27 protein-coding genes and 1 tRNA gene are annotated in these 24071 nt (G+C 69.8%); 19 read left to right on the plus strand and 9 right to left on the minus strand.

Annotation, left to right across the window (positions count from 1 at the left end; translation table 11 throughout):
* Positions 1-34: 34 nt before the first annotated feature.
* From DI272_RS31255 to DI272_RS31270, 4 genes are all read left to right on the plus strand, one after another.
* Positions 35-1057 carry a LacI family DNA-binding transcriptional regulator gene (locus DI272_RS31255; protein ID WP_109498526.1) on the plus strand — a complete coding sequence of 341 codons (1023 nt, stop codon included), beginning with the start codon at positions 35-37 and terminating at the stop codon, positions 1055-1057.
* Positions 1058-1145: 88 nt separating this feature from the next.
* Positions 1146-1241: a putative leader peptide gene (locus DI272_RS46285; protein WP_316959376.1), complete on the plus strand. Its 96-nt coding sequence runs from the start codon at positions 1146-1148 to the stop codon at positions 1239-1241.
* Between the two features lie 116 nt (positions 1242-1357).
* Complete coding sequence (locus DI272_RS31265; protein WP_109498528.1) at positions 1358-1636, plus strand: MoaD/ThiS family protein; 279 nt, start codon at positions 1358-1360, stop codon at positions 1634-1636.
* Between the two features lie 5 nt (positions 1637-1641).
* On the plus strand, positions 1642-2592 hold the full coding sequence (locus tag DI272_RS31270) for a PLP-dependent cysteine synthase family protein (RefSeq protein WP_109498529.1): 951 nt from the start codon (positions 1642-1644) through the stop codon (positions 2590-2592).
* A gap of 4 nt (positions 2593-2596) precedes the next feature.
* On the opposite strand, the gene DI272_RS31275 is transcribed toward DI272_RS31270, so the two are convergent.
* Positions 2597-3052, minus strand: a complete 456-nt coding sequence (locus tag DI272_RS31275) for a type II toxin-antitoxin system PemK/MazF family toxin (protein ID WP_109498530.1) — start codon at positions 3050-3052, stop codon at positions 2597-2599.
* Positions 3053-3266: 214 nt separating this feature from the next.
* Between DI272_RS31275 and DI272_RS31280 the strand changes: the two genes are divergently transcribed.
* Positions 3267-4019, plus strand: a complete 753-nt coding sequence (locus DI272_RS31280) for an MBL fold metallo-hydrolase (RefSeq protein ID WP_109498531.1) — start codon at positions 3267-3269, stop codon at positions 4017-4019.
* A gap of 66 nt (positions 4020-4085) precedes the next feature.
* Here the strand turns inward: DI272_RS31280 and DI272_RS31285 are convergent, their stop codons facing one another.
* Both DI272_RS31285 and DI272_RS31290 read right to left on the minus strand, forming a co-directional pair.
* Positions 4086-5336, minus strand: coding sequence for a PTS transporter subunit EIIC (locus DI272_RS31285; RefSeq protein ID WP_109498532.1), 1251 nt, complete (start codon positions 5334-5336; stop codon positions 4086-4088).
* A 152-nt stretch (positions 5337-5488) separates the two neighbouring features.
* Positions 5489-6778 (minus strand): PTS transporter subunit EIIC, encoded by a 1290-nt coding sequence (locus DI272_RS31290; protein WP_109498533.1) that lies wholly within the window; start codon positions 6776-6778, stop codon positions 5489-5491.
* Positions 6779-6905: 127 nt separating this feature from the next.
* Between DI272_RS31290 and DI272_RS31295 the strand changes: the two genes are divergently transcribed.
* The 4 genes from DI272_RS31295 (at position 6906) to rdgB (ending at position 9146) form a co-directional block, all read left to right on the plus strand.
* Positions 6906-7139 (plus strand): glucose PTS transporter subunit EIIB, encoded by a 234-nt coding sequence (locus tag DI272_RS31295; protein ID WP_109498534.1) that lies wholly within the window; start codon positions 6906-6908, stop codon positions 7137-7139.
* 77 nt (positions 7140-7216) lie between these two features.
* Entirely contained in the window at positions 7217-7954 is a 738-nt protein-coding gene (gene rph, locus DI272_RS31300; RefSeq protein ID WP_109498535.1) for a ribonuclease PH, read from the plus strand.
* A 144-nt stretch (positions 7955-8098) separates the two neighbouring features.
* Positions 8099-8509 carry a hypothetical protein gene (locus DI272_RS31305; RefSeq protein WP_109498536.1) on the plus strand — a complete coding sequence of 137 codons (411 nt, stop codon included), beginning with the start codon at positions 8099-8101 and terminating at the stop codon, positions 8507-8509.
* 34 nt (positions 8510-8543) lie between these two features.
* Complete coding sequence (gene rdgB / locus DI272_RS31310; protein ID WP_109498537.1) at positions 8544-9146, plus strand: RdgB/HAM1 family non-canonical purine NTP pyrophosphatase; 603 nt, start codon at positions 8544-8546, stop codon at positions 9144-9146.
* Between the two features lie 49 nt (positions 9147-9195).
* On the opposite strand, the gene DI272_RS31315 is transcribed toward rdgB, so the two are convergent.
* The 3 genes from DI272_RS31315 to DI272_RS31325 all read right to left on the minus strand — a co-directional run bounded on the left by DI272_RS31315 (position 9196) and on the right by DI272_RS31325 (position 10611).
* A tRNA-Leu gene (locus DI272_RS31315) sits at positions 9196-9278 on the minus strand.
* Between the two features lie 20 nt (positions 9279-9298).
* Positions 9299-9964: an HNH endonuclease signature motif containing protein gene (locus tag DI272_RS31320; protein WP_109498538.1), complete on the minus strand. Its 666-nt coding sequence runs from the start codon at positions 9962-9964 to the stop codon at positions 9299-9301.
* Positions 9961-10611 carry an HNH endonuclease signature motif containing protein gene (locus DI272_RS31325; protein WP_109498539.1) on the minus strand — a complete coding sequence of 217 codons (651 nt, stop codon included), beginning with the start codon at positions 10609-10611 and terminating at the stop codon, positions 9961-9963. The genes DI272_RS31320 and DI272_RS31325 overlap by 4 nt, the downstream gene beginning before the upstream one ends.
* 158 nt (positions 10612-10769) lie before the next feature.
* Here DI272_RS31325 and DI272_RS31330 point away from each other — a divergent pair, with 158 nt between their 5' ends.
* Positions 10770-11294, plus strand: coding sequence for a GNAT family N-acetyltransferase (locus DI272_RS31330; RefSeq protein WP_109498540.1), 525 nt, complete (start codon positions 10770-10772; stop codon positions 11292-11294).
* Here DI272_RS31330 and bcp read toward each other — a convergent pair.
* Positions 11269-11742, minus strand: coding sequence for a thioredoxin-dependent thiol peroxidase (bcp, locus tag DI272_RS31335; RefSeq protein ID WP_109498541.1), 474 nt, complete (start codon positions 11740-11742; stop codon positions 11269-11271). The genes DI272_RS31330 and bcp overlap by 26 nt on opposite strands.
* A gap of 112 nt (positions 11743-11854) precedes the next feature.
* Between bcp and DI272_RS31340 the strand changes: the two genes are divergently transcribed.
* The 3 genes from DI272_RS31340 (at position 11855) to DI272_RS31350 (ending at position 13080) form a co-directional block, all read left to right on the plus strand.
* Positions 11855-12187 carry a DUF3618 domain-containing protein gene (locus DI272_RS31340; RefSeq protein ID WP_109498542.1) on the plus strand — a complete coding sequence of 111 codons (333 nt, stop codon included), beginning with the start codon at positions 11855-11857 and terminating at the stop codon, positions 12185-12187.
* 44 nt (positions 12188-12231) lie between these two features.
* Positions 12232-12588, plus strand: coding sequence for a co-chaperone GroES (locus tag DI272_RS31345; RefSeq protein ID WP_109498543.1), 357 nt, complete (start codon positions 12232-12234; stop codon positions 12586-12588).
* 171 nt (positions 12589-12759) lie between these two features.
* Positions 12760-13080 carry a multidrug efflux SMR transporter gene (locus DI272_RS31350; RefSeq protein WP_109498544.1) on the plus strand — a complete coding sequence of 107 codons (321 nt, stop codon included), beginning with the start codon at positions 12760-12762 and terminating at the stop codon, positions 13078-13080.
* Positions 13081-13121: 41 nt separating this feature from the next.
* Here the strand turns inward: DI272_RS31350 and DI272_RS31355 are convergent, their stop codons facing one another.
* Positions 13122-15509, minus strand: a complete 2388-nt coding sequence (locus DI272_RS31355) for a transglycosylase domain-containing protein (protein ID WP_109501145.1) — start codon at positions 15507-15509, stop codon at positions 13122-13124.
* Between the two features lie 227 nt (positions 15510-15736).
* On the opposite strand from DI272_RS31355, the gene DI272_RS31360 reads away from it, so the two are divergent.
* From DI272_RS31360 to DI272_RS31375, 4 genes are read left to right on the plus strand one after another with little or no spacing between them, the layout of a single operon-like run.
* Positions 15737-16543 carry an ABC-2 family transporter protein gene (locus DI272_RS31360; RefSeq protein WP_109501147.1) on the plus strand — a complete coding sequence of 269 codons (807 nt, stop codon included), beginning with the start codon at positions 15737-15739 and terminating at the stop codon, positions 16541-16543.
* Positions 16536-17378, plus strand: a complete 843-nt coding sequence (locus tag DI272_RS31365) for an ABC transporter permease (protein WP_258314739.1) — start codon at positions 16536-16538, stop codon at positions 17376-17378. Before DI272_RS31360 ends, DI272_RS31365 begins: the two co-directional genes overlap by 8 nt.
* 6 nt (positions 17379-17384) lie before the next feature.
* Positions 17385-18374: an ATP-binding cassette domain-containing protein gene (locus tag DI272_RS31370; protein ID WP_109498545.1), complete on the plus strand. Its 990-nt coding sequence runs from the start codon at positions 17385-17387 to the stop codon at positions 18372-18374.
* A 32-nt stretch (positions 18375-18406) separates the two neighbouring features.
* Positions 18407-19267, plus strand: a complete 861-nt coding sequence (locus tag DI272_RS31375) for a DUF1707 domain-containing protein (RefSeq protein WP_109498546.1) — start codon at positions 18407-18409, stop codon at positions 19265-19267.
* Positions 19268-19526: 259 nt separating this feature from the next.
* Here the strand turns inward: DI272_RS31375 and DI272_RS31380 are convergent, their stop codons facing one another.
* A complete protein-coding gene (locus DI272_RS31380; RefSeq protein ID WP_109498547.1) occupies positions 19527-20864 on the minus strand; it encodes an SGNH/GDSL hydrolase family protein in 1338 nt (445 codons plus the stop codon).
* Between the two features lie 230 nt (positions 20865-21094).
* On the opposite strand from DI272_RS31380, the gene DI272_RS31385 reads away from it, so the two are divergent.
* Both DI272_RS31385 and DI272_RS31390 read left to right on the plus strand, forming a co-directional pair.
* Positions 21095-22462 carry a DUF445 domain-containing protein gene (locus DI272_RS31385; protein WP_375138081.1) on the plus strand — a complete coding sequence of 456 codons (1368 nt, stop codon included), beginning with the start codon at positions 21095-21097 and terminating at the stop codon, positions 22460-22462.
* A 53-nt stretch (positions 22463-22515) separates the two neighbouring features.
* Positions 22516-24009, plus strand: a complete 1494-nt coding sequence (locus DI272_RS31390; RefSeq protein ID WP_109498548.1) for an MFS transporter — start codon at positions 22516-22518, stop codon at positions 24007-24009.
* Positions 24010-24071 lie beyond the last annotated feature (62 nt).

The raw sequence follows: 24071 nt of genomic DNA on the forward strand, positions 1-24071 counted from the left end.
TATGCCCGACCAATTCTCCTGATCGGAGCCCGTGTTGACGCTGCGGCCGCATGGACGGCGCCCCACCATCGAGGACGTCGCCCGCCAGTCGGGGGTGTCCCGGTCCACGGTCTCGCGGGTGCTCAACGGCGAGCCCAAGGTGCGCGCCGAGGTCGTCGAGGAGGTCCGCCGGGTCATCGCCGACCTCGGGTACGTCCCCAACCAGGCCGCCCGCCAGCTGGTCACCCACCGCACCGGAGCCGTCGCGGTCGTCGCCGACCAGCCGGACGGCCGGCTCTTCCTCGACCCGTACTTCGACCGCCTCCTGCGCGGCATCCGCCGGGAGCTCGCACGGTACGGCGCCCAGGCGGTCCTGCTCTTCCTGGACGAGCCCGACGACCTCGCCCGGGTGGCCGACTACCTCGGCGGCAACCACGTCGACGGCGCCATCCTGTTCTCCCTGCACCCCGGCGGCCGCCTGCACGGCATGACCGACCGCCTCGACCTCCCGGTCGTCTTCGGCGGCCGGCCCCTCCTGCCCGACGGCCACAGCGTGCGCGCCCACCCCTACGTCGACGGCGACAACCGCGGCGGCGCCCGCCAGGCCGTCCGGCACCTCCTCGCCCGGGGCCGCCGTCGCGTCGCCACCGTGACCGGCCCGCACGACCAGGAACACTCCGCCGCCGAACGCCTCGCCGGCTACCGCGAGGTCCTCCCCGACGCCCCGCCCGAGCTCGTCGAACGCGCCGACTACACCCGGCAGGGCGGCGCCCGCGCCATGACCGCGCTCCTCGACCGGTGCCCCGACCTCGACGCCGTCTTCGCCGCCTCCGACCTCATGGCCGCCGGCGCCCTGGACGTCCTGCGCGCGCACGGCCGCCGGGTGCCGGACGACGTGGCCGTCGTCGGCTTCGACGACCTGACCGAGATCGCGGAGTCCACCGACCCGCCGCTGACCACCGTCCACCAGGACGTCGCCGAGATGGGGCGGCAGCTGGCCCGGCTGCTGTTCGACCGGGCGAGCGAGCCGGCGACGGTGGTCGTGCCGACCCGACTCACCCTGCGGGCGTCCGCCTGAGCTGTGCCGTCTCAGTCAGCGGCCGGATTCCGTCCGCCATGTGGGATCACACTCCGGGTCCCGGACCGGGAATCGATACGATGACCGCATGGTTTTCCACGACGTGAGCGAAAAGACGCCGGGCATGCTGCTCGTGGCGCGGCTGCACGTCGACCTGTGCAGGCTCGCCAGCGCCATCTGTTGACGCTGCCCCCTGCCGCCGTACGGCCGTGAGCCGCGGCGCGCACACGCACCACCCGCCGCTGTATCTGCGCTGCCGCGCGCCACCGACCAGACACCATCCGACAGGAGCCCGCAACCATGGCCATCGAGGTCCGCATCCCGACCATCCTCCGCACGTACACCGACGGACAGAAGGCCGTGGAGGGCACCGGGGACACCCTCGCCGAGCTCTTCACCGACCTCGAGACCCGGCACACGGGCATCCACGCCCGCATCGTGGACGGCGGCGAGCTGCGCCGCTTCGTCAACGTCTACCTCAACGACGAGGACGTCCGCTTCCTCGACGGCATCAACACCAAGCTCACCGACGGCGACAACGTCACGATCCTGCCGGCCGTGGCCGGCGGTATGGCCTGATCCGGATGCGTTACGACTCCCCGCTCGCCGCGGTCGGCAACACCCCCCTGGTGTGCCTGCCGCGGCTCTCGCCGTCCGAGGACGTCCGCATCTGGGCCAAGCTGGAGGACCGCAACCCCACCGGCTCGGTCAAGGACCGCCCGGCCCTGCACATGATCGAGCAGGCGGAGAAGGACGGCCGCCTGACGCCCGGCTGCACGATCCTGGAACCGACCAGCGGCAACACCGGCATCTCGCTGGCCATGGCCGCCAGGCTCAAGGGCTACCGCATCGTCTGCGTGATGCCCGAGAACACCTCCCAGGAACGCCGCGACCTGCTCGCCATGTGGGGCGCCGAGATCATCTCCTCCCCGGCCGCGGGCGGCTCCAACACCGCCGTGCGCGTCGCCAAGGAGCTCGCCGCCGAGCACCCCGACTGGGTGATGCTCTACCAGTACGGCAACCCGGACAATGCGGGCGCCCACTACGCCACCACCGGCCCGGAGATCCTCGCCGACCTCCCGTCCATCACCCACTTCGTCGCGGGCCTCGGCACCACCGGCACCCTGATGGGCGTCGGCCGCTACCTGCGCGAGCACAAGCCGGACGTCAGGATCGTCGCCGCCGAGCCGCGCTACGACGACCTGGTGTACGGCCTGCGCAACCTCGACGAGGGCTTCGTGCCCGAGCTGTACGAGGCCGCGGTCCTCACCACCCGTTTCTCGGTCGGCTCCGCCGACGCGGTCACCCGCACCCGCGAACTCCTCCAGCAGGAGGGCATCTTCGCGGGCGTCTCCACGGGCGCCGCGCTGCACGCCGCGATCGGCATGGGCAAGAAGGCGGTGAAGGCGGGGGAGTCCGCCGACATCGTGTTCGTGGTCGCCGACGGCGGCTGGAAGTACCTGTCGACGGGCGTGTACACGGCGGCGACGACCGAAGAGGCCATCGAGACGCTCCAGGGACAGCTCTGGGCGTGATCCGCTACGTCGCCAGGTGACGGACCTGGTCCCACAGGACCGGGTCCACCACTCCCACCCGGCGCCGGAAGTCCCCCACCGGCACCTCGCGCAGTTCGTCCGTCTCCAGGAAGCTCGCGCGCCCCTGGGCGTCGCCCACCGCACCCGGCGGCAGCGGGATCACCCCGGCCCGCTCGTCGTGGTACTTGCTGGTGATCTTCGCGACGACCGCCCGCCGCCCGCGCACCGCCAGCACCAGACACGGCCGGTCCTTGGCGCCGGGCCCGTCCTCGAACGGCACGATCGCCCACCAGATCTCCGCGGGCCGCGGACGCGCGCCGGCGCCCCGCGTACCGGGCCGCCCCGGCGGACGCGTACGCCGTCCCTCCGGCCGCCGCCCCCGCCCCCACCCGTCGACGAGCGTGGCGACCAGCGCGAGCAGCACCACCGCCGCGAGCGCCAGCCACCAGGACGTGTCCATAGGGACGACGTTACCGGCGCACGATCCACACCGCGCGCCTTCTCGCGATCCGCACGCGCCCCCGGTCCAGCCGAACCGGTGACACCACAGGTGAGTTCGCCCACAACAGCCCTTGGCGGAGGAGCGACAGGGGGTTTTGCGCCTTACGCTCGACGGACCGCACGACCCCCGACGCACCCACTCTCTTCATCCCGCCAGCGGAGGTTTCTGCTTCATGAAGCTCACCGTCGTCGGCTGCTCGGGGTCGTTCCCGTCCGCGGAATCGGCCTGCTCGAGCTACCTCGTAGAGGCCGACGGCTTCCGGCTGCTTCTCGACATGGGCAACGGTGCCCTGGGCGAGTTGCAGCGCCACTGCGGTCTCTACGACCTCGACGCGATCTTCCTCAGCCATCTGCACGCCGACCACTGCATCGACATGTGCGCGTACTTCGTCGCGCGCTACTACCGCCACGACGGCGGCCGCTGCGCCCCGATCCCGGTCTACGGCCCCGAGGGCACCGAGCACCGCCTCACCACGGCCTACGCCGACACCCCCACCGCCTCCTCGATGAGCGAGGTCTTCGACTTCCACACGGTCAAGCCGTCCACCTTCGAGGTCGGCCCGTTCACGGTGCACACCGAACGCGTGGCCCACCCGGTCGAGGCCTACGGCATCCGTGTCGAACACGGCGGCAAGTCCCTCACCTACTCCGGCGACACGGGCGTCACCCCCGTGCTGGAGGAACTCGCCCGCGACACCGACCTGTTCCTCTGCGAGGCCGCGTTCACCCACGGCAAGGAGGACATCCCCGACCTGCACCTCAACGGCCGCGAGGCGGGTCAGACGGCGGCCCGGGCGGGCGCGCGGCGCCTGGTCCTCACCCACATCCCCCCGTGGACCGACCCGCAGGTCAACCTGGCCGACGCCCGTGCGGTGTTCGACGGCCCGGTGGAGCTGGCGGCGCCGCGGGTGTCGTACGAGATCTGACCGCCCGTACGTGCACGAAGGCCCCGGTACCTCTTCGGTACCGGGGCCTTGGTCATCGGAGGAGCCTCACGCCTTCGTGAGGTCCTCGACCTCCTCGTCGGGCTCGCGGCCCGGGGTGGGGATGTTCCACTTGACGATGGCGAAGCGGAACACGACGTAGTAGATCGCGGCGAAGACCAGGCCGATCGGGATGATCATCCAGGGCTTGGTCGCCAGGTTCCAGTTGAGGAAGTAGTCGATCGCGCCCGCCGAGAAGCTGAAGCCGTGGTGGACACCCAGTGCCCAGGTGACGGCCATGGACAGGGCGGTCAGGACCGCGTGGATGACGTACAGCGCCGGCGCGATGAACATGAACGCGAACTCGATCGGCTCGGTGATGCCGGTGACGAACGAGGTCAGCGCGAGCGAGATCATCATGCCGCCGACGGCCTTGCGGCGCTCCGGACGGGCCGTGTGCGTGATCGCCAGCGCGGCGGCCGGGAGGGCGAACATCATGATCGGGAAGAAACCGGTCATGAACTGACCCGCGGTCGGGTCGCCGTGGAAGAAGCGCGGCAGGTCACCGTGCCAGACGGCACCGGCGGAGTCCTTGAAGGAGCCGATCTCCTGCCAGGCCACCGTGTTGACGAACTGGTGCATGCCGACCGGCAGCAGCGCACGGTTGATCGCGCCGAAGATGCCCGCGCCGACCGCGCCGAGGCCGGTCATCCACTCGCCGAAGTTGGTGATCACGTCACCGATGGGCTCCCAGACCAGGCCGAAGAAGACACCGATGCCGGTGCCGATGAAGGCCATCAGGATCGGGACCAGTCGGCGGCCGTTGAAGAAGCCCAGCCAGTCGGGCAGCTTGGTGCGGTGGAACCGCTGCCAGACGACGGCGGATATGAGGCCCATGATGATGCCGCCGAAGACCTTCGGGTCGTTGTAGGTGGCGGCGACGTCGGCGCCCTTGGTGACCTTGGCCTCGGTGATCGGGAACGCGGTCAGGACGTTCTTGTAGACGAGAAAGCCCACCAGCGCGGCGAGTGCGGTCGAGCCGTCGGCCTTCTTGGCGAAGCCGATGGCGATGCCGACGCAGAACAGCAGGGGCAGGTTGGCGAAGACGGCGTCGCCGGCGGTGGCGAACACGTCCGCGACCTTGCCCCAGCCCAGGCCGTCCTTGCCGAAGACATCGGGCTGCCCGAGCCGCAGCAGGATGCCCGCGGCCGGCAGCACGGCGATCGGCAGCTGGAGGCTGCGGCCGACCTTCTGAAGGCCCTGGAAAAGGCCGGATCCCCGCCTCTTTGCGGGGGCCGCCGATGCGGTGGCGGTGCTCATACTTCCTCCATCGGGTGGTGGTCTACACCACTCAGTGGTGTAGACCTGTTGTAGCACGATGAAGGTGACGTAAGGAACCCACGATTCCGTGACGGGAACCGTGGGTTCTGTAACCGCGTTGAAGAAGGGTCTTCTGCCCTGGACGTCCGGCCTCAGACCTTCGTCACGTCCTCGATCTCCTCCTCCGGCTCCCGCCCCGGAGTCTTCAGATCGAACCTGGTGATCGCGAAGCGGAAGATCACGTAGTACACCGCCGCGAAGCACAACCCGATCGGGATGATCGCCCACGGTTTGGTCGCCAGGTTCCAGTTGATGATGTAGTCGATCAGGCCGGCCGAGAAGCTGAACCCGTCGTGCACCCCGAGCCCCCACGTCACCGCCATCGAGACACCCGTCAGCACCGTGTGCACCGCGTACAGCACCGGCGCGATGAACAGGAACGAGTACTCGATCGGCTCGGTGATGCCGGTGACGAACGACGTCAGCGCGACCGACAGCATCAGACCGCCGACCTCCTTGCGCCGGTGCGGCTTCGCGCAGTGCGTGATCGCCAGGGCCGCCGCCGGGAGGGCGAACATCATGATCGGGAAGAACCCGGACGTGAACTGCCCCGCGTTCGGGTCGCCCGCCAGGAACATGTTGATGTCACCGTGCACCTCGGTGCCGTCCGGCTTGGTGAACGTCCCGAACTGGAACCAGATGGGCACGTTCAGGAACTGGTGCAGCCCGATCACCAGCAACGCCCGGTTCGCCACACCGAAGATGCCCGCGCCCCACGCGCCCGCGTCGCTCAGCCAGTCGCTGAAGTTCTCCAGCCCGTCACCGATCGGCGGCCAGATCCACAGGCACAGCGCCGCGAACACGATCGCCACGAACGCCATGATGATCGGCACCAGTCGGCGCCCGTTGAAGAAGCCGAGCCAGTCCACCAGCTTCGTACGGTGATAGCGCGCCCAGAAGAACGCCGCCATCAGCCCCATCACGATGCCGCCGAACACCCCGGGATTCTGGTAGGTGAAGGCGCTGACCGTGCCGTCCGCCGCCTGGCAGCCGGTGACGATCACCTTCGCACCCGCCGCACAGTCCTCCGGGAACTGCCGCAGCACGTTGTAGTAGACGAGGAACCCGGCGACCGCCGCCAGCGCCGTCGACCCGTCCGACTTCTTCGCCATGCCGATGGCCACACCCACGCAGAACAGCAGCGGCAGCCCCAGCGACCCGTCGAGCAGCGCACCGCCCGCACCCGCCATCACCTTGGAGACGTTCGTCCAGCCCAGCCCGTCGTCCCCGAACACATCCGGCTGACCGAGCCGGTTGAGGATGCCCGCGGCCGGCAGCACCGCGATCGGCAGCTGAAGACTGCGGCCCATCTTCTGCAGTCCCTGGAACGCCGACTGCCACCGCCGGCGCGCGGGAGGGGTCTCAGTGGTCTCAGAACTCATGAGTTGGCGACCGCCTGTCAGGTGGTGTAGACCAGTTACGGACGATTGGGTTGCTGTGACGTCATCTTTCGGTACGTTCGGCGCAATCGCTCGCGAAGTTGGGCCAACAGTGCGTGAGGAGACCGACATGGCCAGCAAGGCAGAGAAGATCGTCGCCGGGCTCGGCGGCATCGACAACATCGAAGAGGTCGAAGGCTGCATCACCCGCCTGCGCACCGAGGTCAACGACGCCTCCCTCGTCGACGAGGCCGCCCTCAAGGCCGCCGGCGCCCACGGCGTCGTCAAGATGGGCACCGCCATCCAGGTCGTCATCGGCACCGACGCCGACCCGATCGCCGCGGAGATCGAAGACATGATGTGAGCCACCGGGTTCACCGGTAAGGGGCTCTTCCCACCGCGGGAGGAGCCCCTTCCACATGTACGGCTAGGCTCATCGCCATGTCTCGAATCGACGGCCGCACCCCCGAACAGCTCCGCCCCGTCACCATCGAACGCGGCTGGAGCAAGCACGCCGAGGGCTCCGTCCTCGTCTCCTTCGGCGACACCAAGGTCTTCTGCACCGCCTCGGTCACCGAAGGCGTCCCCCGCTGGCGCAAGGGCAGCGGCGAGGGCTGGGTCACCGCCGAGTACTCCATGCTGCCCCGCGCCACCAACACCCGCGGCGACCGCGAGTCCGTCCGCGGCAAGATCGGCGGCCGCACCCACGAGATCAGCCGCCTCATCGGCCGCTCGCTGCGCGCCGTCATCGACTACAAGGCGCTCGGCGAGAACACGATCGTCCTCGACTGCGACGTGCTCCAGGCCGACGGCGGCACCCGCACGGCGGCCATCACCGGCGCGTACGTGGCGCTCGCGGACGCGGTCGCCTGGGCCCAGGGCAAGAAGCTGATCAAGGCCGGCCGCCAGCCGCTGACCGGCACGGTCTCCGCGGTCTCGGTCGGCATCGTCGGCGGCGTCCCGCTCCTCGACCTCTGCTACGAGGAAGACGTCCGCGCCGAGACCGACATGAACGTGGTCTGCACCGGCGACGGCCGCTTCGTGGAGGTCCAGGGCACCGCGGAGGCCGAGCCGTTCGCCAGGGACGAACTCAACTCCCTGCTGGACCTGGCCGTTTCGGGCTGCACGGAACTCGCTGTCCTCCAGCGCAAGGCCCTTGATACCGTCCTCGAAAAGTAAAAGACGGACCAAGGAAAGGCGGCCGGGAGGGGCAACCCGGCCGCCCGGACTCGCGTCACTACGAGTACGGGCGTACGGCACACCGCTGTGCGCCCGGCCAGTGCACGGGGGCCCTTGGGGCTGAGCAAGGGAGGGACCATCACCATGGCCGAGAGCCGACGCGGCCGTCGCCGATCACGCCGTACCGCCATCGCCGCCGCGGTGGCCGCGGTGGGGCTGACGGTAGGCCTGACCACCGGCTGCGACGCCGTCAACAAGGCGCTGGACTGCGTCCAGACCGCCGACGCCATCGCCGACAGCGTCACCGACCTCCAGCAGGCCGTGGAGAACGCGTCCAACGACCCGACCCAGCTCGACGAGTCCCTCGACTCCATCGACAAGAACCTCGACGAGATCGGCGACAAGACCGACGACGCCGACGTCAACCAGGCGGTCGAGGACCTCGGCAAGGCCGTGGACAACGTCCGCAAGGCGGTCGACAGCGGCGACGCCACCCCCGACCTCAGCCCCATCACGGACGCGGCGGGCGAACTGACGAAGGTCTGCACGCCGTAAACCCGGCGCCGACGGGACCGGGATACTGGGGGCCATGACCCGCCTGATCCTCGCCACGCGCAACGCCGGCAAAATCACCGAACTCCGCTCGATCCTCGCCGACGCGGGCCTGTCCCACGACCTCGTCGGCGCGGAGGCGTACCCGGAGGTGCCGGACGTCAAGGAGACAGGAGTGACGTTCGCCGAGAACGCGCTCCTGAAAGCCCACGCCCTCGCCCAGGCCACGGGCCTCCCGGCGGTGGCCGACGACTCCGGCCTCTGCGTGGACGTCCTGAACGGCGCCCCCGGCATCTTCTCCGCCCGCTGGGCGGGCAAGCACGGCGACGACAGGGCGAACCTCGAATTGCTGCTGGCCCAGCTCTCGGACATCGCCGACGAACACCGCGGCGCCCACTTCGCCTGCGCGGCGGCACTGGCGTTGCCGGACGGGAGGGAGCGGGTGGTCGAGGGCCAACTCCGGGGCGTACTGCGCCACACCCCGTCCGGCACGAACGGCTTCGGCTACGACCCGATCCTCCAGCCGCACGGCGAGACCCGGACATGCGCGGAACTGACCGCGGAGGAAAAGAACGCGATCAGCCACCGGGGGAAGGCGTTCCGGGGGTTGGTGCCGGTGGTGCGGGAGCTGTTGGGCTGAGGTGTGCGAGAGGGGCCGCCCTGACTGACGGGCGACCCCTCTGCGTGCGTGCGGCCGGTGGGATTCGAACCCACACGGGATTTCTCCCACGGCGGCCTAAGCGCCGCGTGACTGCCATTCCACCACGGCCGCGTGCACGGCCATGGTACCTGTCAGGTGCAGTTTGCCTGAGGGGATTGGCGACGACCTCCTCGGCACCAGGTACTGGTGATCGCGTGGCAGTTCGGGCACAGCAGCCGCAGGTTCTCCCGTCGGTCGTCGCTCCAGTCGCCGTTGATGTGGTCGACCTCAAGGGTCATTGGCTTGCCGCGCCACTCGGGACCGACCCCGCATCTGTCGCACTCCTCGGGCACCCCGATGTCGTTGAGTGCCCGGCGTAGGAGTCGGGTCGCTGTCCGGTGGTTGCCCTTGTGCTGGACCAGAATGTCCTCGGGGCGCTTGGAGTTCGGCGCTGGCCTTCCCCGCTGATGCGCCTGCCCAAGGAAGTGGTCCGTAGTGAGCTGATCGTCGGCGATCCACCTGCGTAGCTTCTGCCGTTGCGCGCCGTTGTTCGTGCGGCCCAAGCGTCGCAGTACCTCCGCTACGGAGGCCGATTCGGCGACTGCGGCTCGTAACTCGTCGGCACTGGGCCGGGCTGATCTGCCGCAGGGGTGGAAGTGCGAGATGTCAATGTCGAAGTGGGCGAACCGCTTGGTGAGGTAGTTGCGGAGTTGGCCGTATGACTGGGTGCCGAAGAAGGCGATGACCTCGTCGAGATCGGAACATTGCGCGGCGGCTTCGGCCAGCCGTTCCCGGGTGTACCGCATACCGCTGCTCATGAAGCCCTGACCTTGGCCCGGCCCCGGTAACTATCCGTTGTCGAATGGCAATTGGGACACAGCAGCCGGAGGTTCTCGACGCGGTTGTTCCGCCAATTGCCGTCGATGTGGTCGACCTCCAGCGGGAGCGGCTCCCCGAGCCAAGCCCCCTCGATCCCGCACAGGGCGCAGCACTCCTCGACGCCCAACTCACGCATCGCCCGCTTGAGACGGCTGCTCGGTACACGCCGGGGGTCCGGCGAGGCGTCTTGGACGAGGATCTCCTCAGCCGTCCGACGGCGCTGGTTGTACCGCTGCCTCTCCGTGCGTACCGCTGGAGCGAAGTGCGAGGTGTCGATGCCGTAGGCCTTGATGCGCCGAGAGATGTTGGTGTGGTGGCCGCCGACCACCTCAAGCCCGAGTCGCCGCAGGACGTCGTTGATGCTCGTCGATGCCGCGACAACCGGCTCAAGGACGTCCCGCGTCCACTTGTAACCTTCACGCTCGAAGTGCGAGACGTCCACCCCGAGCTTCTTCATTCGCTCATGGATGTATCTCCGCTTCCATCCCTTTGGATCCACCCCCAAGCGCACGCACGCCTCCGACAACGTCCGAGCCCCCCGAGCCGCCTCCTCGAGCCGCTCCCTGCTGTACGCACTGACCCCCACCGAACCCCCTCCGTTCTCGGCCACACGTTCATGGCTCGTACGGAGTAACGAAGCTCCCATCAGACAGTCACGCTTGAAACGTAAACCTGTAACCCGATAACCTGCTCATATATGCCGAGCCTCCCCACGGCCCCTTGTCTGCTCGGGAGGCTTTTTTCATGACCTCAGCAGCAGGCGACGCGGTCGCCCTCTCCATCCGCCCCGTCACTCCCGCCGACCGCCCCACCATCGAGCGCCTCTGGCTGCTCTTCCGGCATGACCTGTCGGAGTTCCGGGGGCAACTGCCCAACCCGGACGGCACCTTTCGGGGCGAGTGGCTGGATGCTGCCTTCAGTGGCTCCGAGGACTGGGCCGCGTATCTCTTCAGCAGCGGTGAAAGCCCCGTCGGCTTCGCCTTCGTGCGGGCGCTCATCCAGCCCACCCGCGTGCTCAACAGCTTCTTCGTCGTGCGGGGCGCGCGGCGCAGTGGGGTAGGGATGCGGGCCGTTCAGGAGGTTGTAGCGCGGCATCCGGGGGCTTGGACCGTCGCCTTCCAGGACGCCAATCCGGGGGCCGTACGGTTCTGGCGCCGGGTCGGCGAGACCATCGCCCCCGGCGCCTGGGAAGAAGAGCGCAGGCCGGTGCCGGGCAAGCCCGACCTGCCGCCCGATGTCTGGATCAGCTTCCGATGCCCAAATCCTTGATGATCTTCGCCACATGGCCCGTCGCCCGGACGTTGTACAGCGCCCGTTCGACCTTGCCCTCCTCGTCCACCACGATCGTGGAGCGGATGACGCCCATGTAGGTCTTGCCGTAGTTCTTCTTCTCGCCGTACGCGCCGTAGGTCTCGGTGACCGTCTTCTCCGGGTCGGCCAGCAGGGTGATCCGCAGGTTCTCCTTGTCCCGGAACTTGGCCAGCTTCTCCGGCGCGTCCGGGCTGATGCCGATGACGTCGTAACCGGCGCCGGCCAGCAGCTCCAGGTTGTCGGTGAAGTCGCAGGCCTGCTTCGTGCATCCGGGCGTAAGGGCGGCCGGGTAGAAGTAGACGATGACCTTGCGGCCCTTGTGGTCCGCCAGGGACACGTCCGTGCCGTCGGCGTCGGGGAGGGTGAAGGCGGGGGCTACGTCCCCGGGCTGGAGTCGCTCGCTCATCCGGCAAGCCTAACCGGGGGTCCTGACAGTGCGGCGGCCCGGCGAGCTGACAGACTGTCCAGGACAGGAACAGGAACAGGACACCGAACAGCGGACTCCCGGAGGGCCCACCGTGGCGGACACGTCGGACACGAGAACCCCGGCGCAGATCGAGGCGGACATCAAGCGCCGCCGCGAGACGCTGGCCGAGACGCTCGACGAGATCGGGGTGCGGGTGCACCCGAAGACGATCGTCGGTGATGCCAAGGCCAAGGTGGTCTCCAACATCGATCACACGCTCGGGCGGGCCTACGTCGGCGTCAATCAGGCCCTGACCAACGCCAAGGCGCAGTTCGTCGACGAAGAGGGGGCGCCGCGGCTGGAGCGCATCGTGCCCGTCGCGCTCGTCGCCGTCGGACTGGTCGGGCTGCTCGCCCTCAGCGGTTCCCGGCGTCGCAAGGGCTGACCCGGGGGCGTACGGATTCCCGTCAGGCAGGTAGGTTCTGAGCCGTGAGCGCCAACAGAAACGAGCACAGCGACCAGCACGACAAGCTGCCCATCCGGATGCTGCACGACCGCGTACTCGTGCGGCAGGACACCGGTGAGGGCGAGCGGCGTTCCGGGGGCGGCATCCTCATCCCCGCCACCGCGGCCGTCGGGCGGCGACTGGCGTGGGCCGATGTCGTCGCGGTCGGGCAGAACGTACGGACCGTCGAGCCGGGGGACCGGGTCCTCTACGACCCCGAGGACCGTGCCGAGGTGGAGGTGCGCGGCATCGCCTATGTGCTGATGCGGGAACGCGACCTGCACGCGGTGGCCGCGGACCGCTTCGAGGGCTCCGAGGACTCGACGGGCCTGTACCTCTGAATCAACGCCAAAAGGGGCCGGTGACCATCGTCACCGGCCCCTTTTGCTGTTTCTTTGCTACCTTTGAAGGACCCACCCGACGAGACGCGCCGTACCGGGAAGGGCCCTGTCCGGGCTCACGACAAGACGACGCACCCCGTAGAAGAAGTCCGCGTCTCGGAGGTGCCTGTCATGGCCTGGGTTCTGCTCGTCGTCGCCGGTCTGCTGGAAGTCGGCTGGTCGATCGGGATGAAGTACACCGACGGATTCACCCGGCTCGTGCCGAGCCTGTTCACCGGCGCCGGGATCGTCGCCAGCATGCTGCTGCTGTCCTACGCCGCCCGCTCCCTTCCCATCGGTACCGCCTACGGCGTGTGGGTGGGGATCGGGGCGGCCGGGGCGGCGGTGCTCGGCATGGTGGTGCTCGGGGAGCCGGCGACCGCCGCCCGGATCTTCTTCGTGTGCCTGCTGCTGGTCGCCGTGGTGGGCCTCAAGGCGACCTCCGGTCACTGACCGATCTGACCCATCTGACCGATCTAACCGGCCTAACCGGCCTAACCGGTCTTGCCCGGTGGGCCCGCCGTCGTGCCGGTCGTCGTCGTGCCGCCGTCCGTGGTGCCGCCGATGATGGTCGTGCCGCCGTCCGTGGTGCCGCCGGTCGTCGTGCCCCCGTCCGTCGTACCGCCGGTGGTCGTCGTGGTGCCGCCGGTGGTGGTCCCGCCGTCCGTGGTGCCGCCGGTGGTCGTGCCGCCGTCCGTGGTGCCGCCGGTCGTGGTGTCGCCGCCGGTCGTCCCGCCGTCCGTCTGGCCCTGCGTGTCCTGGCCGCCGTCGGTCGTACCGCCGTTGTCCTGGCCCGCCGTGTCGTCCGGGGTGTCGGAGGTCGGCTCCTGCGACGGGGGCTGGACGACGTCGGCACCCTCCTGGAGTTCGAGGTCGAAGTCGGTGGCGGGCTTGCCCTTGAGGGCCCGCTGGGTGAAGTCCGCCCAGATCTCCGCGGGCGCCCCGCCGCCGTTGACGCGCTGGAGGCCCATCGCGCCGTACAGCGACTTGTGCTGGGCCGTCTGCGGGTCCTGGCCCATCACCGCGACGACCGTGGCGAGGTCGGGGGTGTAGCCCGCGAACCAGGCGGCCTGGTCCTCCTCGGCGGTACCGGTCTTGCCGGCCGCCGGACGGCCCGCGGCCTGCGCGGCGGTGGCGGTGCCGTTCTCGACGACGCTCTGCAGGACCGAGGTCGTGGTGTCGGCCGCCTCGCGGCTGACGACCTGGGAGGTCTTGCGGTCCGGCAGTTCCACGACGTCCTGGCCGTCCCGCGTGATCGACTTGATCATCGTGTACGTGCCGTGCTTGCCGTGGTTGGCGAGCGTGGCGTACGCCTCCGCCATGTCCAGGACGCTGGCCCGCGCGACACCGAGGGCGATGGACGGGTAGCCGCTCAGCTCCGGGGTGTCGCTCGGCAGACCGAGGTCGACCGCCGTCTGCTTCACCTTGTCGGGGCCGACATCGACGGCCATCTGCGCGTACACCGAGTTCACCGACTTGTCGGTGGCGGTGCGCACGGTGATGTTCCCGTACGACACGTCGTCCTCGTTGGCGGGGGCGTAGGCGCCGCCGCTCCAGCCCTGCACGGAGCGCTTGTTGGTGCCGTCGTAGTAGGTGTTGGGCGTGATGGTCTGGCCGTTCTGCGTCGTCGAGTCGTTCTCGACGGCCGAGGTGAAGACGAACGGCTTGAAGGTGGAGCCGACCTGGAAGTCCTGCCGGGTGGCGTTGTTGGTGTACTGCTTGACGTAGTCGATGCCGCCGTACATCGCCACGACCTGCCCGGTCTTCGGGTCGACGGCGGCGCCGCCGGCGCGGACGTAGGTGTCGACCTTGCGGTTCTTCTTGTCGAGCTTGTCCATCAACTTCTCGTTGACGGCCTTGACGAAGGCGTCCTGCTTGTTCTTCTGGATGGTCGTCGTGATGCGGTAGCCGCCGCCGTCGAGCTCCTCCGAGGTGAGGATCTTGTTCTCGCGCAGATAGTCGTTGATGGCGTTGACGAGGTAGCCGCGCTGCCCGGACATGCTGGTGGAGACGGTGGCCTCCTTCGGCATCGGGAACTTCGCGCCGGTCCGGTCGGCCTTGCTGAGCCAGCCCTCCTTGACCATGCCGTCCAGGACGTAGTTCCAGCGGGCCTGGGCGGCGGCCTTGTTCTCCGGGTGGGCGACGACGTCGTACTCGCTGGGCGCGTTCAGCAGCGCGGCCAGGTAGGCGCCCTCGGCGGCCGTGAGGTCGGTGGCGTCCTTGCCGTAGTAGGCCTGGGCGGCGGCCTGGATGCCGTAGGAGTTGCGGCCGAAGAAGCTGGTGTTGAGGTAGCCCTCCAGGATCTCGTCCTTGGACTTCTCCCGGTCCAGCTTGATGGAGATGAAGAACTCCTTCACCTTGCGGGTGACGGTCTGCTCCTGCGCCAGGTAGTAGTTCTTCACGTACTGCTGGGTGATCGTGGAACCGGACTGCTTGCCCTTGCCGGTCGCGGTGTTCCAGCCGGCCCGCAGCATCGCCTTGGGGTCGATCGCGGACTCGGAGTAGAAGTCGCGGTCCTCGGCGGCCAGTACGGCGTGCTGGGCGGCCTTGGAGACCTGGGCGAGGGTGACGTTCTCCCGGTTGACGTCGCCGTCGCGGGCGAGCTGGCTGCCGTCGGCGTAGAGGTAGACGTTGGACTGCTTGGTGGCGAGGGCGTTGGCGGGCGGGATCTTCACCAGGGAGTAGCCGAGGAAGAACAGGCCGATCACCAGCAGTATCCCGACGACGAAGGTGCCGAGCACCATGCGCCAGGTGGGGATCAGCCGCCGCCAGCCGGTGCGCTTGGGCCGCTTGGGCTTGCCTCCGCCCGCCTCGGGTTCTCTGGGCTCCCAGCCCTCGGTCGGCTGCTGCGGCTGCGTCTGCGGCTGCGGCTCGTCGCTCATGTCGTGCACGGACTCCTGTTGCGTGTCTTTATGTGCCTGTTGTGCGTCGTACGCCCTCGTACGCCCGCGTACGCCTTCTGCGTCCCCAGATGAAGACTGTCGCACCACGCGTTCCGTTGCGGTTCGCGGCACGCTTCCGCACCGAAAAAGGCGTGGCGTACGTCACCACCCGCGGACTAGGCTCCTGCGCTTCGGTGTCGGGCGGGCTGCGGGCGGTGGTGAAGGCGGTGGATGCGGGCTCCGGTCGGCTGTACCTGGCCGTGGCGGTGGGCGGATTCAGACGGTACGCGACCTATCGGGCGGCGACGGCGGCCGGGATCTTCACCAACACGGTCTTCGGTCTGATCCTTGTCTACACGTACACCGCCCTGTGGGACCAACGGCCACAGCTGGGCGGGTACGAACTGGCGCAGGCCGTCACCTATGTGTGGGTGGGCCAGTCGCTGTTCAAGACGCTCGCCAACGGCGGCGGTGGTGTCGAGGGCGAGCTCATGGAGCGTATCCGCACCGGCGACATCGCCGTCGACCTGTACCGGCCCGCGGACCTCCAACTGTGGTGGCTGGCAGCCGACTTGGGGCGGTCGTCCTTCGAGCTGCTGGCGCGCGGGGTGCCGCCCTTCGTGCTGGGCGCGCTGCTGTTCGACCTGGCGCTGCCGACGGACGCGCTGACCTGGCTGGCGTTCCTGGTCGCGGTCGTGCTGGCGATGCTGGTCAGCTTCGGCATCCGGTACCTGGTGGCGCTGAGCGCGTTCTGGCTGCTCGACGGCACCGGGGTGGCGCAGATGGTGATGTTCGTCGGCTGGTTCTGCTCGGGGATGATCCTGCCCCTGAACGTCTTCCCCGGGCTGCTCGGCGAGGTCGTCCGCGCGCTGCCGTGGTCGGCGCTGCTCCAGGCGCCCGCGGACGTGCTGCTCGGCGAGGCCGATCCGCTCGGCACCTACGCCTTCCAGGCGGTATGGGCGGTGCTGCTGCTGGCGGCGGGGCGGCTGGTGCAGGGCATGGCGACGCGGCGGGTGGTGGTGCAGGGTGGCTGACACGGCCCGTGGTCCGGTGGGGACCCGCCCGGTGCGCGACGGACTGCGCGCCTACCTCATGATCTCGGCCATGTGGATCCGCTCCACGATGGCCTACCGCGCCTCCTTCGCCATGACCACGCTGGGCAACTTCACGGCGACCGCGTTCGACTTCGTGGCGATCCTGCTGATGTTCTCCCGCGTGGACGCGCTCGGCGGCTACGCCCTGCCCGAGATCGCCTTCCTGTACGGGCTGTCCAGCGTGGCGTTCGGGCTGGCCGATCTCGGCCTCGGCTCGATGGAGCGGCTGGGGCGGCGGGTGCGCGACGGCACGCTGGACACGCTGCTGGTGCGGCCCGCCCCGGTGCTGGCGCAGATGGCCGCGGACCAGTTCGGGCTGCGCCGCCTGGGCCGGATCACCCAGGGCACGATGGTGCTGGTCTACGCGCTGGTCGCGGTCGACATCGACTGGACGCCGCTGAAGCTGCTGCTGATGCCGGTGATGATGCTCAGCGGCGCGGCGATCTTCGCCGCGGTGTTCGTCGCGGGCGCGGCCTTCCAGTTCGTGGCGAAGGACGCCTCCGAGGTGCAGAACGCCTTCACCTACGGCGGCACGACGCTGCTCCAGTACCCGCCGACGGTGTTCGCGACGGAACTGGTGCGCGGGGTGACGTTCGTGCTGCCGCTGGCCTTCGTCAACTGGCTGCCGGCGACGTATGTGCTGGGCCGGCCGCTGCCGTTGGGGCTGCCCGGCTGGGTGGCGTTCCTGTCGCCGCCCGTCGCGGCGGGGTGCTGCGCGCTGGCCGGGCTGGCGTGGCGGGCGGGACTCAGGTCGTATCGGAGTACGGGGAGTTGAGGACGGATGGCTGACGACGGCACCGCGGCGGGCTTCATCGAGCTCGACCGCGTGGAGAAGGTCTTCGAGGTGCGCAAGAAGACCGGGTTCATGAAGCGGGAGCGCAGGGAGGTACGGGCCGTCGACTCGATCTCCTTCCGTGTGGCGCGCGGCGAGATGGTCGGCTACATCGGCCCGAACGGCGCCGGCAAGTCCACCACGATCAAGATGCTCACCGGCATCCTGGCCCCGAGCGGCGGCCGGCTGCGGGTGGCCGGCATCGACCCGTCCCGCGAGCGCACCCGCCTGGCCCACCGCATCGGCGTGGTGTTCGGCCAGCGCACCACCCTGTGGTGGGACCTCCCCCTCATCGACTCCTACAAGCTGATGCACCGCATGTACCGCATCCCCGACGCCCGTTACCGCGAGAACCTCGACCGCCTCGTCGAACTCCTCGACCTCGCCGACCTGTTGGACGTCCCCGTCCGTCAGCTCTCGCTGGGCCAGCGGATGCGCGGCGACATCGCGGCGGCCCTCCTCCACGACCCCGACGTCCTCTACCTCGACGAGCCGACCATCGGGCTGGACGTCATCTCCAAGGCCCGGGTGCGGGAGTTCCTGCGCGAGGTGAACACCGAGCGCGGCACCACGGTCCTGCTCACCACCCACGACCTCCAGGACATCGAGCAGCTCTGCTCCCGGGTGATGGTCATCGACCACGGCCGGCTGATGTACGACGGCGCGCTCGCCGGGCTGCACGAGGCGGGGGACAGCGAGCGGACGCTGGTGGTGGACCTGGAGCGGGAGCTGCCGCCGGTCGAGGTCCCCGGGGCGCGGGTGGTGAAGGTGGAGGGCCCACGGCAGTGGCTGGCGTTCCCGGCCGGGACGTCGGCGGCGCCGCTGGTGGCGCGGATCGCGGCGGAGTACCCGTTGGTGGACCTGTCGGTGCGGGAGCCGGACATCGAGGCGGTGATCGCGAAGATGTACGCGGAGCAATCCGAGAAAGCGGTCTCGTAGCCGCCGGGCGGGGTAACTCGTAGGCTGATTCCATGACGGACGCTGTGCCTTCCGGTGGGATACCCCCCAGGCCCCCCGCCCCTGAACTCCGTGCCGCCGACGCCGACCGTGAGCGCGTCGCCGAGATCCTGCGGGACGCGCTGGCCGAAGGGCGCCTCGACATGGAGGAGTTCGAGGAGCGGCTGGAGGCGACATACAAAGCGCGGACGTACGGCGAACTGACGCCCATCACCCGTGACCTGCCGGCCGCCCCCGGCGCCGCCCCGGCGGTGAACCTGAGCAAGGAGGCGCAGCCCAGCGGGAGTTGGGCGGGGCGCATCACCGGCGGCGAGGGTTCGTCGACCTGGGCCGTCGCGGTCATGTCCGGCTTCCAGCGCCGGGGCCGCTGGACCGTGCCCAAGCGCTTCAACTGCTTCGCCTTCTGGGGCGGCGGCGAGATCGACCTGCGCGAGGCGAACTTCGCGGACCGCGAGGTCGAGATCAACTGCGTGGCCATCATGGGCGGCGTGAACGTGATCGTGCCGCCCGGCGTCGAGGTGGTCGTCCGCGGGATCGGCATCATGGGCGGCTTCGACCACCGCGAGGAGGGCGTGCCGGGCGACCCGGGCGGCCCGCGCGTGATCGTGACCGGGTTCGCCTTCTGGGGCGGCGTCGGCGTCGAGCGGAAGCTGACCCGCGAGGAGCGGAAGGCGCTGAAGGAGGAGCGGCGCCGGGAGCGGCTGGACCGCAGGGAGTCGAGGCGGGAGCTGCACGAGTCGTTCCGCGACGACGTCCAGGACGCGCACCGCCGCCTGCTGGACGGACACCAGGACCTGATGAGGGACCGCCGCGACCGCGACCGGCGAGACAGGCACGACCGCCGCGATCGCCGTGACCGACGCGACGACTACTAGCCCGCAGCCAGCCCACCACCAGCCCCGTCGCCACCTTCCCACCGCCCCGGCGCCGCCCGCCTCCGGGACCGGCCCAGCGGCGCCCGCCTTCGCGCCTTCGGAACCGGCACGTCGGCCGGGCGGCCCCAGGACCGGCAGGTCGGCCGTGCGGCCCCCGGGTGGCCTATAGCTCCGCCGGAGCCCCTCCCGGATGGCCTCTGGCTCCGCCGGAGTGGCTTCCGCGTGGCCCGTGGCTCCGCCGGAGTGGCTTCCGTGTGGTCTACAGCTCCGCCGGAGCCGCTCCCTTCAGGTCCTCCAGGTCGAACACCTCCGCCATGCGCGCGTATCCCTTGTCGCTCGGGTGGAGGTGGTCCCCGGAGTCGTAGTCCGAGCGCAGGGCGCGCGGGTTGTAGGGGTCGCGCAGCGCCTCGTCGAAGTCCACGACGGCGTCGTACACCTCGCCGTCCCGGATCGCGGCGTTGATCGCCTGCCGCACGCCCTCCCGGGCACCGGTCCAGCCGCGGTGGCCCTGGAAGGGCATCAGGGTGGCGCCGACGACCTTGAGGCCACGGGCGTGGGCCTGCCGGACCAGGGTCCGCAGCCCGTCGAGAATCCTGTCCGGGTCGGCCAGCTTCGGGTTGCGCAGGATGTCGTTGATGCCGAGGTCGATGACGACGACCTTGACGTTCGTACCGGAGAGCACGTCCCGCCCGAACCGCCCCAGCCCGCTCTGGTTGTCGGCGGGGCGGCCGAGGCCGTTGGCGAGGACCTGGTTGCCGCTGATGCCCTGGTTGACGACGCTGTAGCGGGGCAGGTCGCGGCCGGCCTCGATCGCGGTGCGCAGCCGCTGTGACAGGACGTCCGTCCAGCGGCGGTCGGCGCCCTCGGTGGAGGTGATGCCGTCGGTGAGGGAGTCGCCGAGCACGACGACGGTGCCGTCGGACTCGTTGCTCAGCACGTCCAGCGCGGTGAGGTAGCGCCAGTACGGCGTCTCCTCGGTGTACGCGGTCCCGGTGGTGTCCTCCGTCAGGTCGCCGTCGGCGAGGTAGGAGATCTGCCGGGCGTGCGGGTGGTAGGTGACCGGCCCGGACCGGGTGGGTGAGTACGTGGTGACCAGGACGTCGCTGTCGTGCGCGATGCTGATGCCCACCGCGTCGCTCATCACCTGGCCGCCCGCCGGGACGATCACGGACGTGTTGCCGCCGAAGGTGAGCCGCCGCATGGTGCCGACGGCCGCGGCGGCGGTGTCGTCGGCCGCGGCGACGGCGATCGAGGCGTGGGTGACGGTCAGCGGGGACTGGCCGTAGAGATTGGACAGCGTGATACGGGCACTCGTACCGCCGACCGACGCGTGCACCACATTGCGCACCGAGCGGCCCGCCATGCCCTGCGTCTCGGTGCCGGGCTCGGCGGCGGCAGGGGAGGTGGACCAGGCGCCGACCCAGGTACCGGTGGAGGCCGGGGCGGCATTGCGCGGGGCGGGGGCATGGGCGGCGCGGTGTCCGGAGCCGGTGGCGCTGCCGTCGTCGGCGGCGACACCGACGTAGATGGCGGCGGAAAGGCCCAGGACCAGGGCCACGATCGCCGAAAGCAGGGCATAACCACGTCTTCTGGTCATGCGGTGCGTGTCTCCTCGGGCGGATGGGAGCCCGAGGCTCCGATGTGATCACCTCATGATGCGTCATGGGGTGAGGGGTGACGGTACTGGACCCCCCATTGGGCCACCGGAGTTCAGGAGTGAGCTCCCCCCGTCCGACAGACGCCGGGAACTCCTGTTCCGTTCCAGGAGTCGGTCAGGAAGGGACAATGTGTGCAGGGGATCACAACGGGCGGAGTGGATGGGACGTGATGGAACGCGCTAATCCGGATGAAACGGATGCCGTTGACGTGAGTCAGCATGCCCGCCCGGCCACCGCCGGTAACCACACGGCGGGCAGGCCCGCCGCCCGCGCGATGAACACGTTCAGCGCGGCCGACGAGGAGAAGCAGCGCGGCGTACGCCGCATGAAGCTCACCGCCACCGGGCTGCTGCTGTTCGTCGCGCTCGTGTACGTCCTCGCCAAGTGGGCCTCCGAAGCGGGCGCGGGCGCCTGGGCGGGCTATGTCGCCGCCGCCGCGGAGGCGGGCATGGTCGGCGCGATGGCGGACTGGTTCGCGGTGACGGCGCTGTTCCGCCGCCCCCTCGGCCTCCCGATCCCGCACACCGCGATCATCCCCACCAAGAAGGACCAGCTCGGGGTGTCCCTGGGCGAGTTCGTCGGCGAGAACTTCCTCTCCGAGGACGTCGTACGCGGGCGCCTGCGCGCCGTCGGCATCGGCAGCCGGCTCGGCGCCTGGCTCGCCGAACCCGAGCACGCCGACCGTGTCACGGCCGAGCTGTCGGCCGCGCTGCGCGGCGCCCTGACGGTCCTTCGGGACTCCGACGTCCAGGCGGTCGTCGGCGAGGCGATCACCCGGCGGGCCGACGCGCAGGAGATCGCGCCCGGCATCGGCAAGATGCTGGACAAGGTCGTCGCCGACGGCGGCCACCGCAGGGTCGTCGACCTGGTCGTGGCCAGGGCGCACGACTGGCTGATCCTCCACGACGAACAGGTCATGGACGCCGTACAGGGCGGCGCACCCGGCTGGACCCCGCGGTTCGTCGACAAGAAGGTCGGCGAACGCGTCTACAAGGAGCTGCTGCGCTTCGTGACGGAGATGCGGGACATGCCCTCGCACCCGGCGCGCGGCGCCCTGGACCGCTTCCTGACGGACTTCGCCTCCGACCTCCAGTCCGACACGGACACCCGCGCGCGCGTCGAGCGGCTCAAGGGCGAGGTGCTGGGCCGCGGCGAGGTCCAGGACCTCATCGCGTCCGCCTGGACCGCCGTCCGGTCCATGATCGTCTCGGCCGCCGAGGACGAGCGCAGCGAGCTGCGGCTACGGGTGCGGGCGTCGCTGCTGTCGCTCGGGGCGCGGATGGCGGTCGAGCCGCGGTTGCAGGAGAAGGTGGACGGCTGGGTGGAGGGCGCGGCGGTGTACGTCGTGACCACCTACCGGCACGAGATCACGTCCTTGATCACCGACACCGTCGCCGGCTGGGACGCCGAGCACACCACCCGGAAGATCGAGGCGCACATCGGCCGTGACCTGCAGTTCATCCGGATCAACGGCACGGTGGTGGGGTCGCTGGTGGGGCTGCTGATCTACACGGTGTCGCGGGCGCTGGGGGCGTAGAACCGCTGGTCCAGGGCACTCGGGCGAGGTTCGCCTCGACGAGGAGGGAGCCCATGACCACCGCAGACCAGGCCGCGACCGGCCGTACCGTCACGACGAACATCCCCGCCCGCCTGGACCGTCTCCCATGGTCCCGCTGGCACTGGACGATCGTCATCGGACTCGGCACCGTATGGATTCTCGACGGCCTGGAGGTGACGGTCGTCGGCAATATCGCGGGCCGCCTGTCCGAGCCGGGCAGCGGCCTGCCGATCACCTCCGGCGAGGTGACCGGCCTGGCGGCGGCGCTGTACGTGGCGGGCGCCTGCTCGGGCGCCCTCTTCTGGGGCCGTCTGACCGACAAATGGGGCCGCAAGAAGCTCTTCATGATCACGCTGGCGGTGTACCTGGCGGCGACCGCCCTGACCGCCGTCTCCTTCTCCACCTGGTGGTTCTTCGCGTTCCGCTTCCTGACCGGCTTCGGCATCGGCGGCGAGTACGCGGCGATCAACTCGGCGATCGACGAGCTGATCCCGGCGCAGTACCGGGGCCGGGTGGACCTGATGATCAACGGCAGCTTCTGGCTGGGTGCGGTGGGCGGCTCCCTGCTGTCGATCGTCGCGCTCGACACCTCGGTCCTGCCGAAGGACGTGGGCTGGCGCCTGACGTTCGCGCTGGGCGCGGTCCTGGCCCTGGTGATCCTTCTCGTACGCCGCCACGTCCCGGAGAGCCCACGCTGGCTGCTGATCCACGGCAGGGACGAGGAGGCGGAACGGATCGTCACGTCGATCGAGGAGCAGGTGGCGGCGGAGAAGGGGGAGCGGCTGGCCCGGCCGGAGGGCGAGATCACCATCCACCAGCGGCGGAGCGTGAGCTTCATGGAGATCGCCCGGACGGTGTTCTCGGACTACCGCAAGCGCGCGGTTCTCGGGTTCTCGCTGTTCATAGGCCAGGCGTTCCTCTACAACGCGATCACCTTCGGCTTCGGCGCCATCCTGACCAAGTTCTACGACGTCCCGACGGGCAGCACCGGCTACTACTTCGCGGTCATCGCGATCGGCAACTTCATGGGCCCGCTGCTGCTGGGCAAGCTGTTCGACACGGTGGGCCGACGGGTCATGATCTCCTCGACGTACCTGCTGTCCGGGCTGCTGCTCTTCGGCACGGCGTGGCTGTTCGAGCAGGGCTCGCTGAACGCCGGGACGCTGACGGCGTGCTGGTGCGCGGTGCTGTTCTTCGCCTCGGCGGGCGCGTCCAGCGCGTATCTGACGGTGTCGGAGATCTTCCCGATGGAGACCCGGGCGATGTCGATCGCCTTCTTCTACGCGCTCGGCACGGCGGCGGGCGGCATCAGCGGCCCGCTCCTGTTCGCCGACCTCACCGGGACGGGCAAGGTCGCCGACACCGTCCACGCCTTCCAGATCGGGGCGACACTGATGTGCCTGGCGGGGCTGGTGGCGGCGGCGCTGGCGGTGCGGGCGGAGCGCAGGTCGCTGGAGGACGTGGCGCGGCCGCTCACGGCGGCGGTGGGCGCCTCGTCGAAGGGGGCGGGCATGCGTGCGGCCTAGGCTTAGGGCGGCGAGCACCTGGTCTCCGCGCACCGCGGGGATTCGTGAGGCCCAGGCTGCGA

Origin of the sequence: Streptomyces sp. Act143, assembly GCF_003143935.1 — a bacterium.
GTDB lineage: Bacteria > Actinomycetota > Actinomycetes > Streptomycetales > Streptomycetaceae > Streptomyces.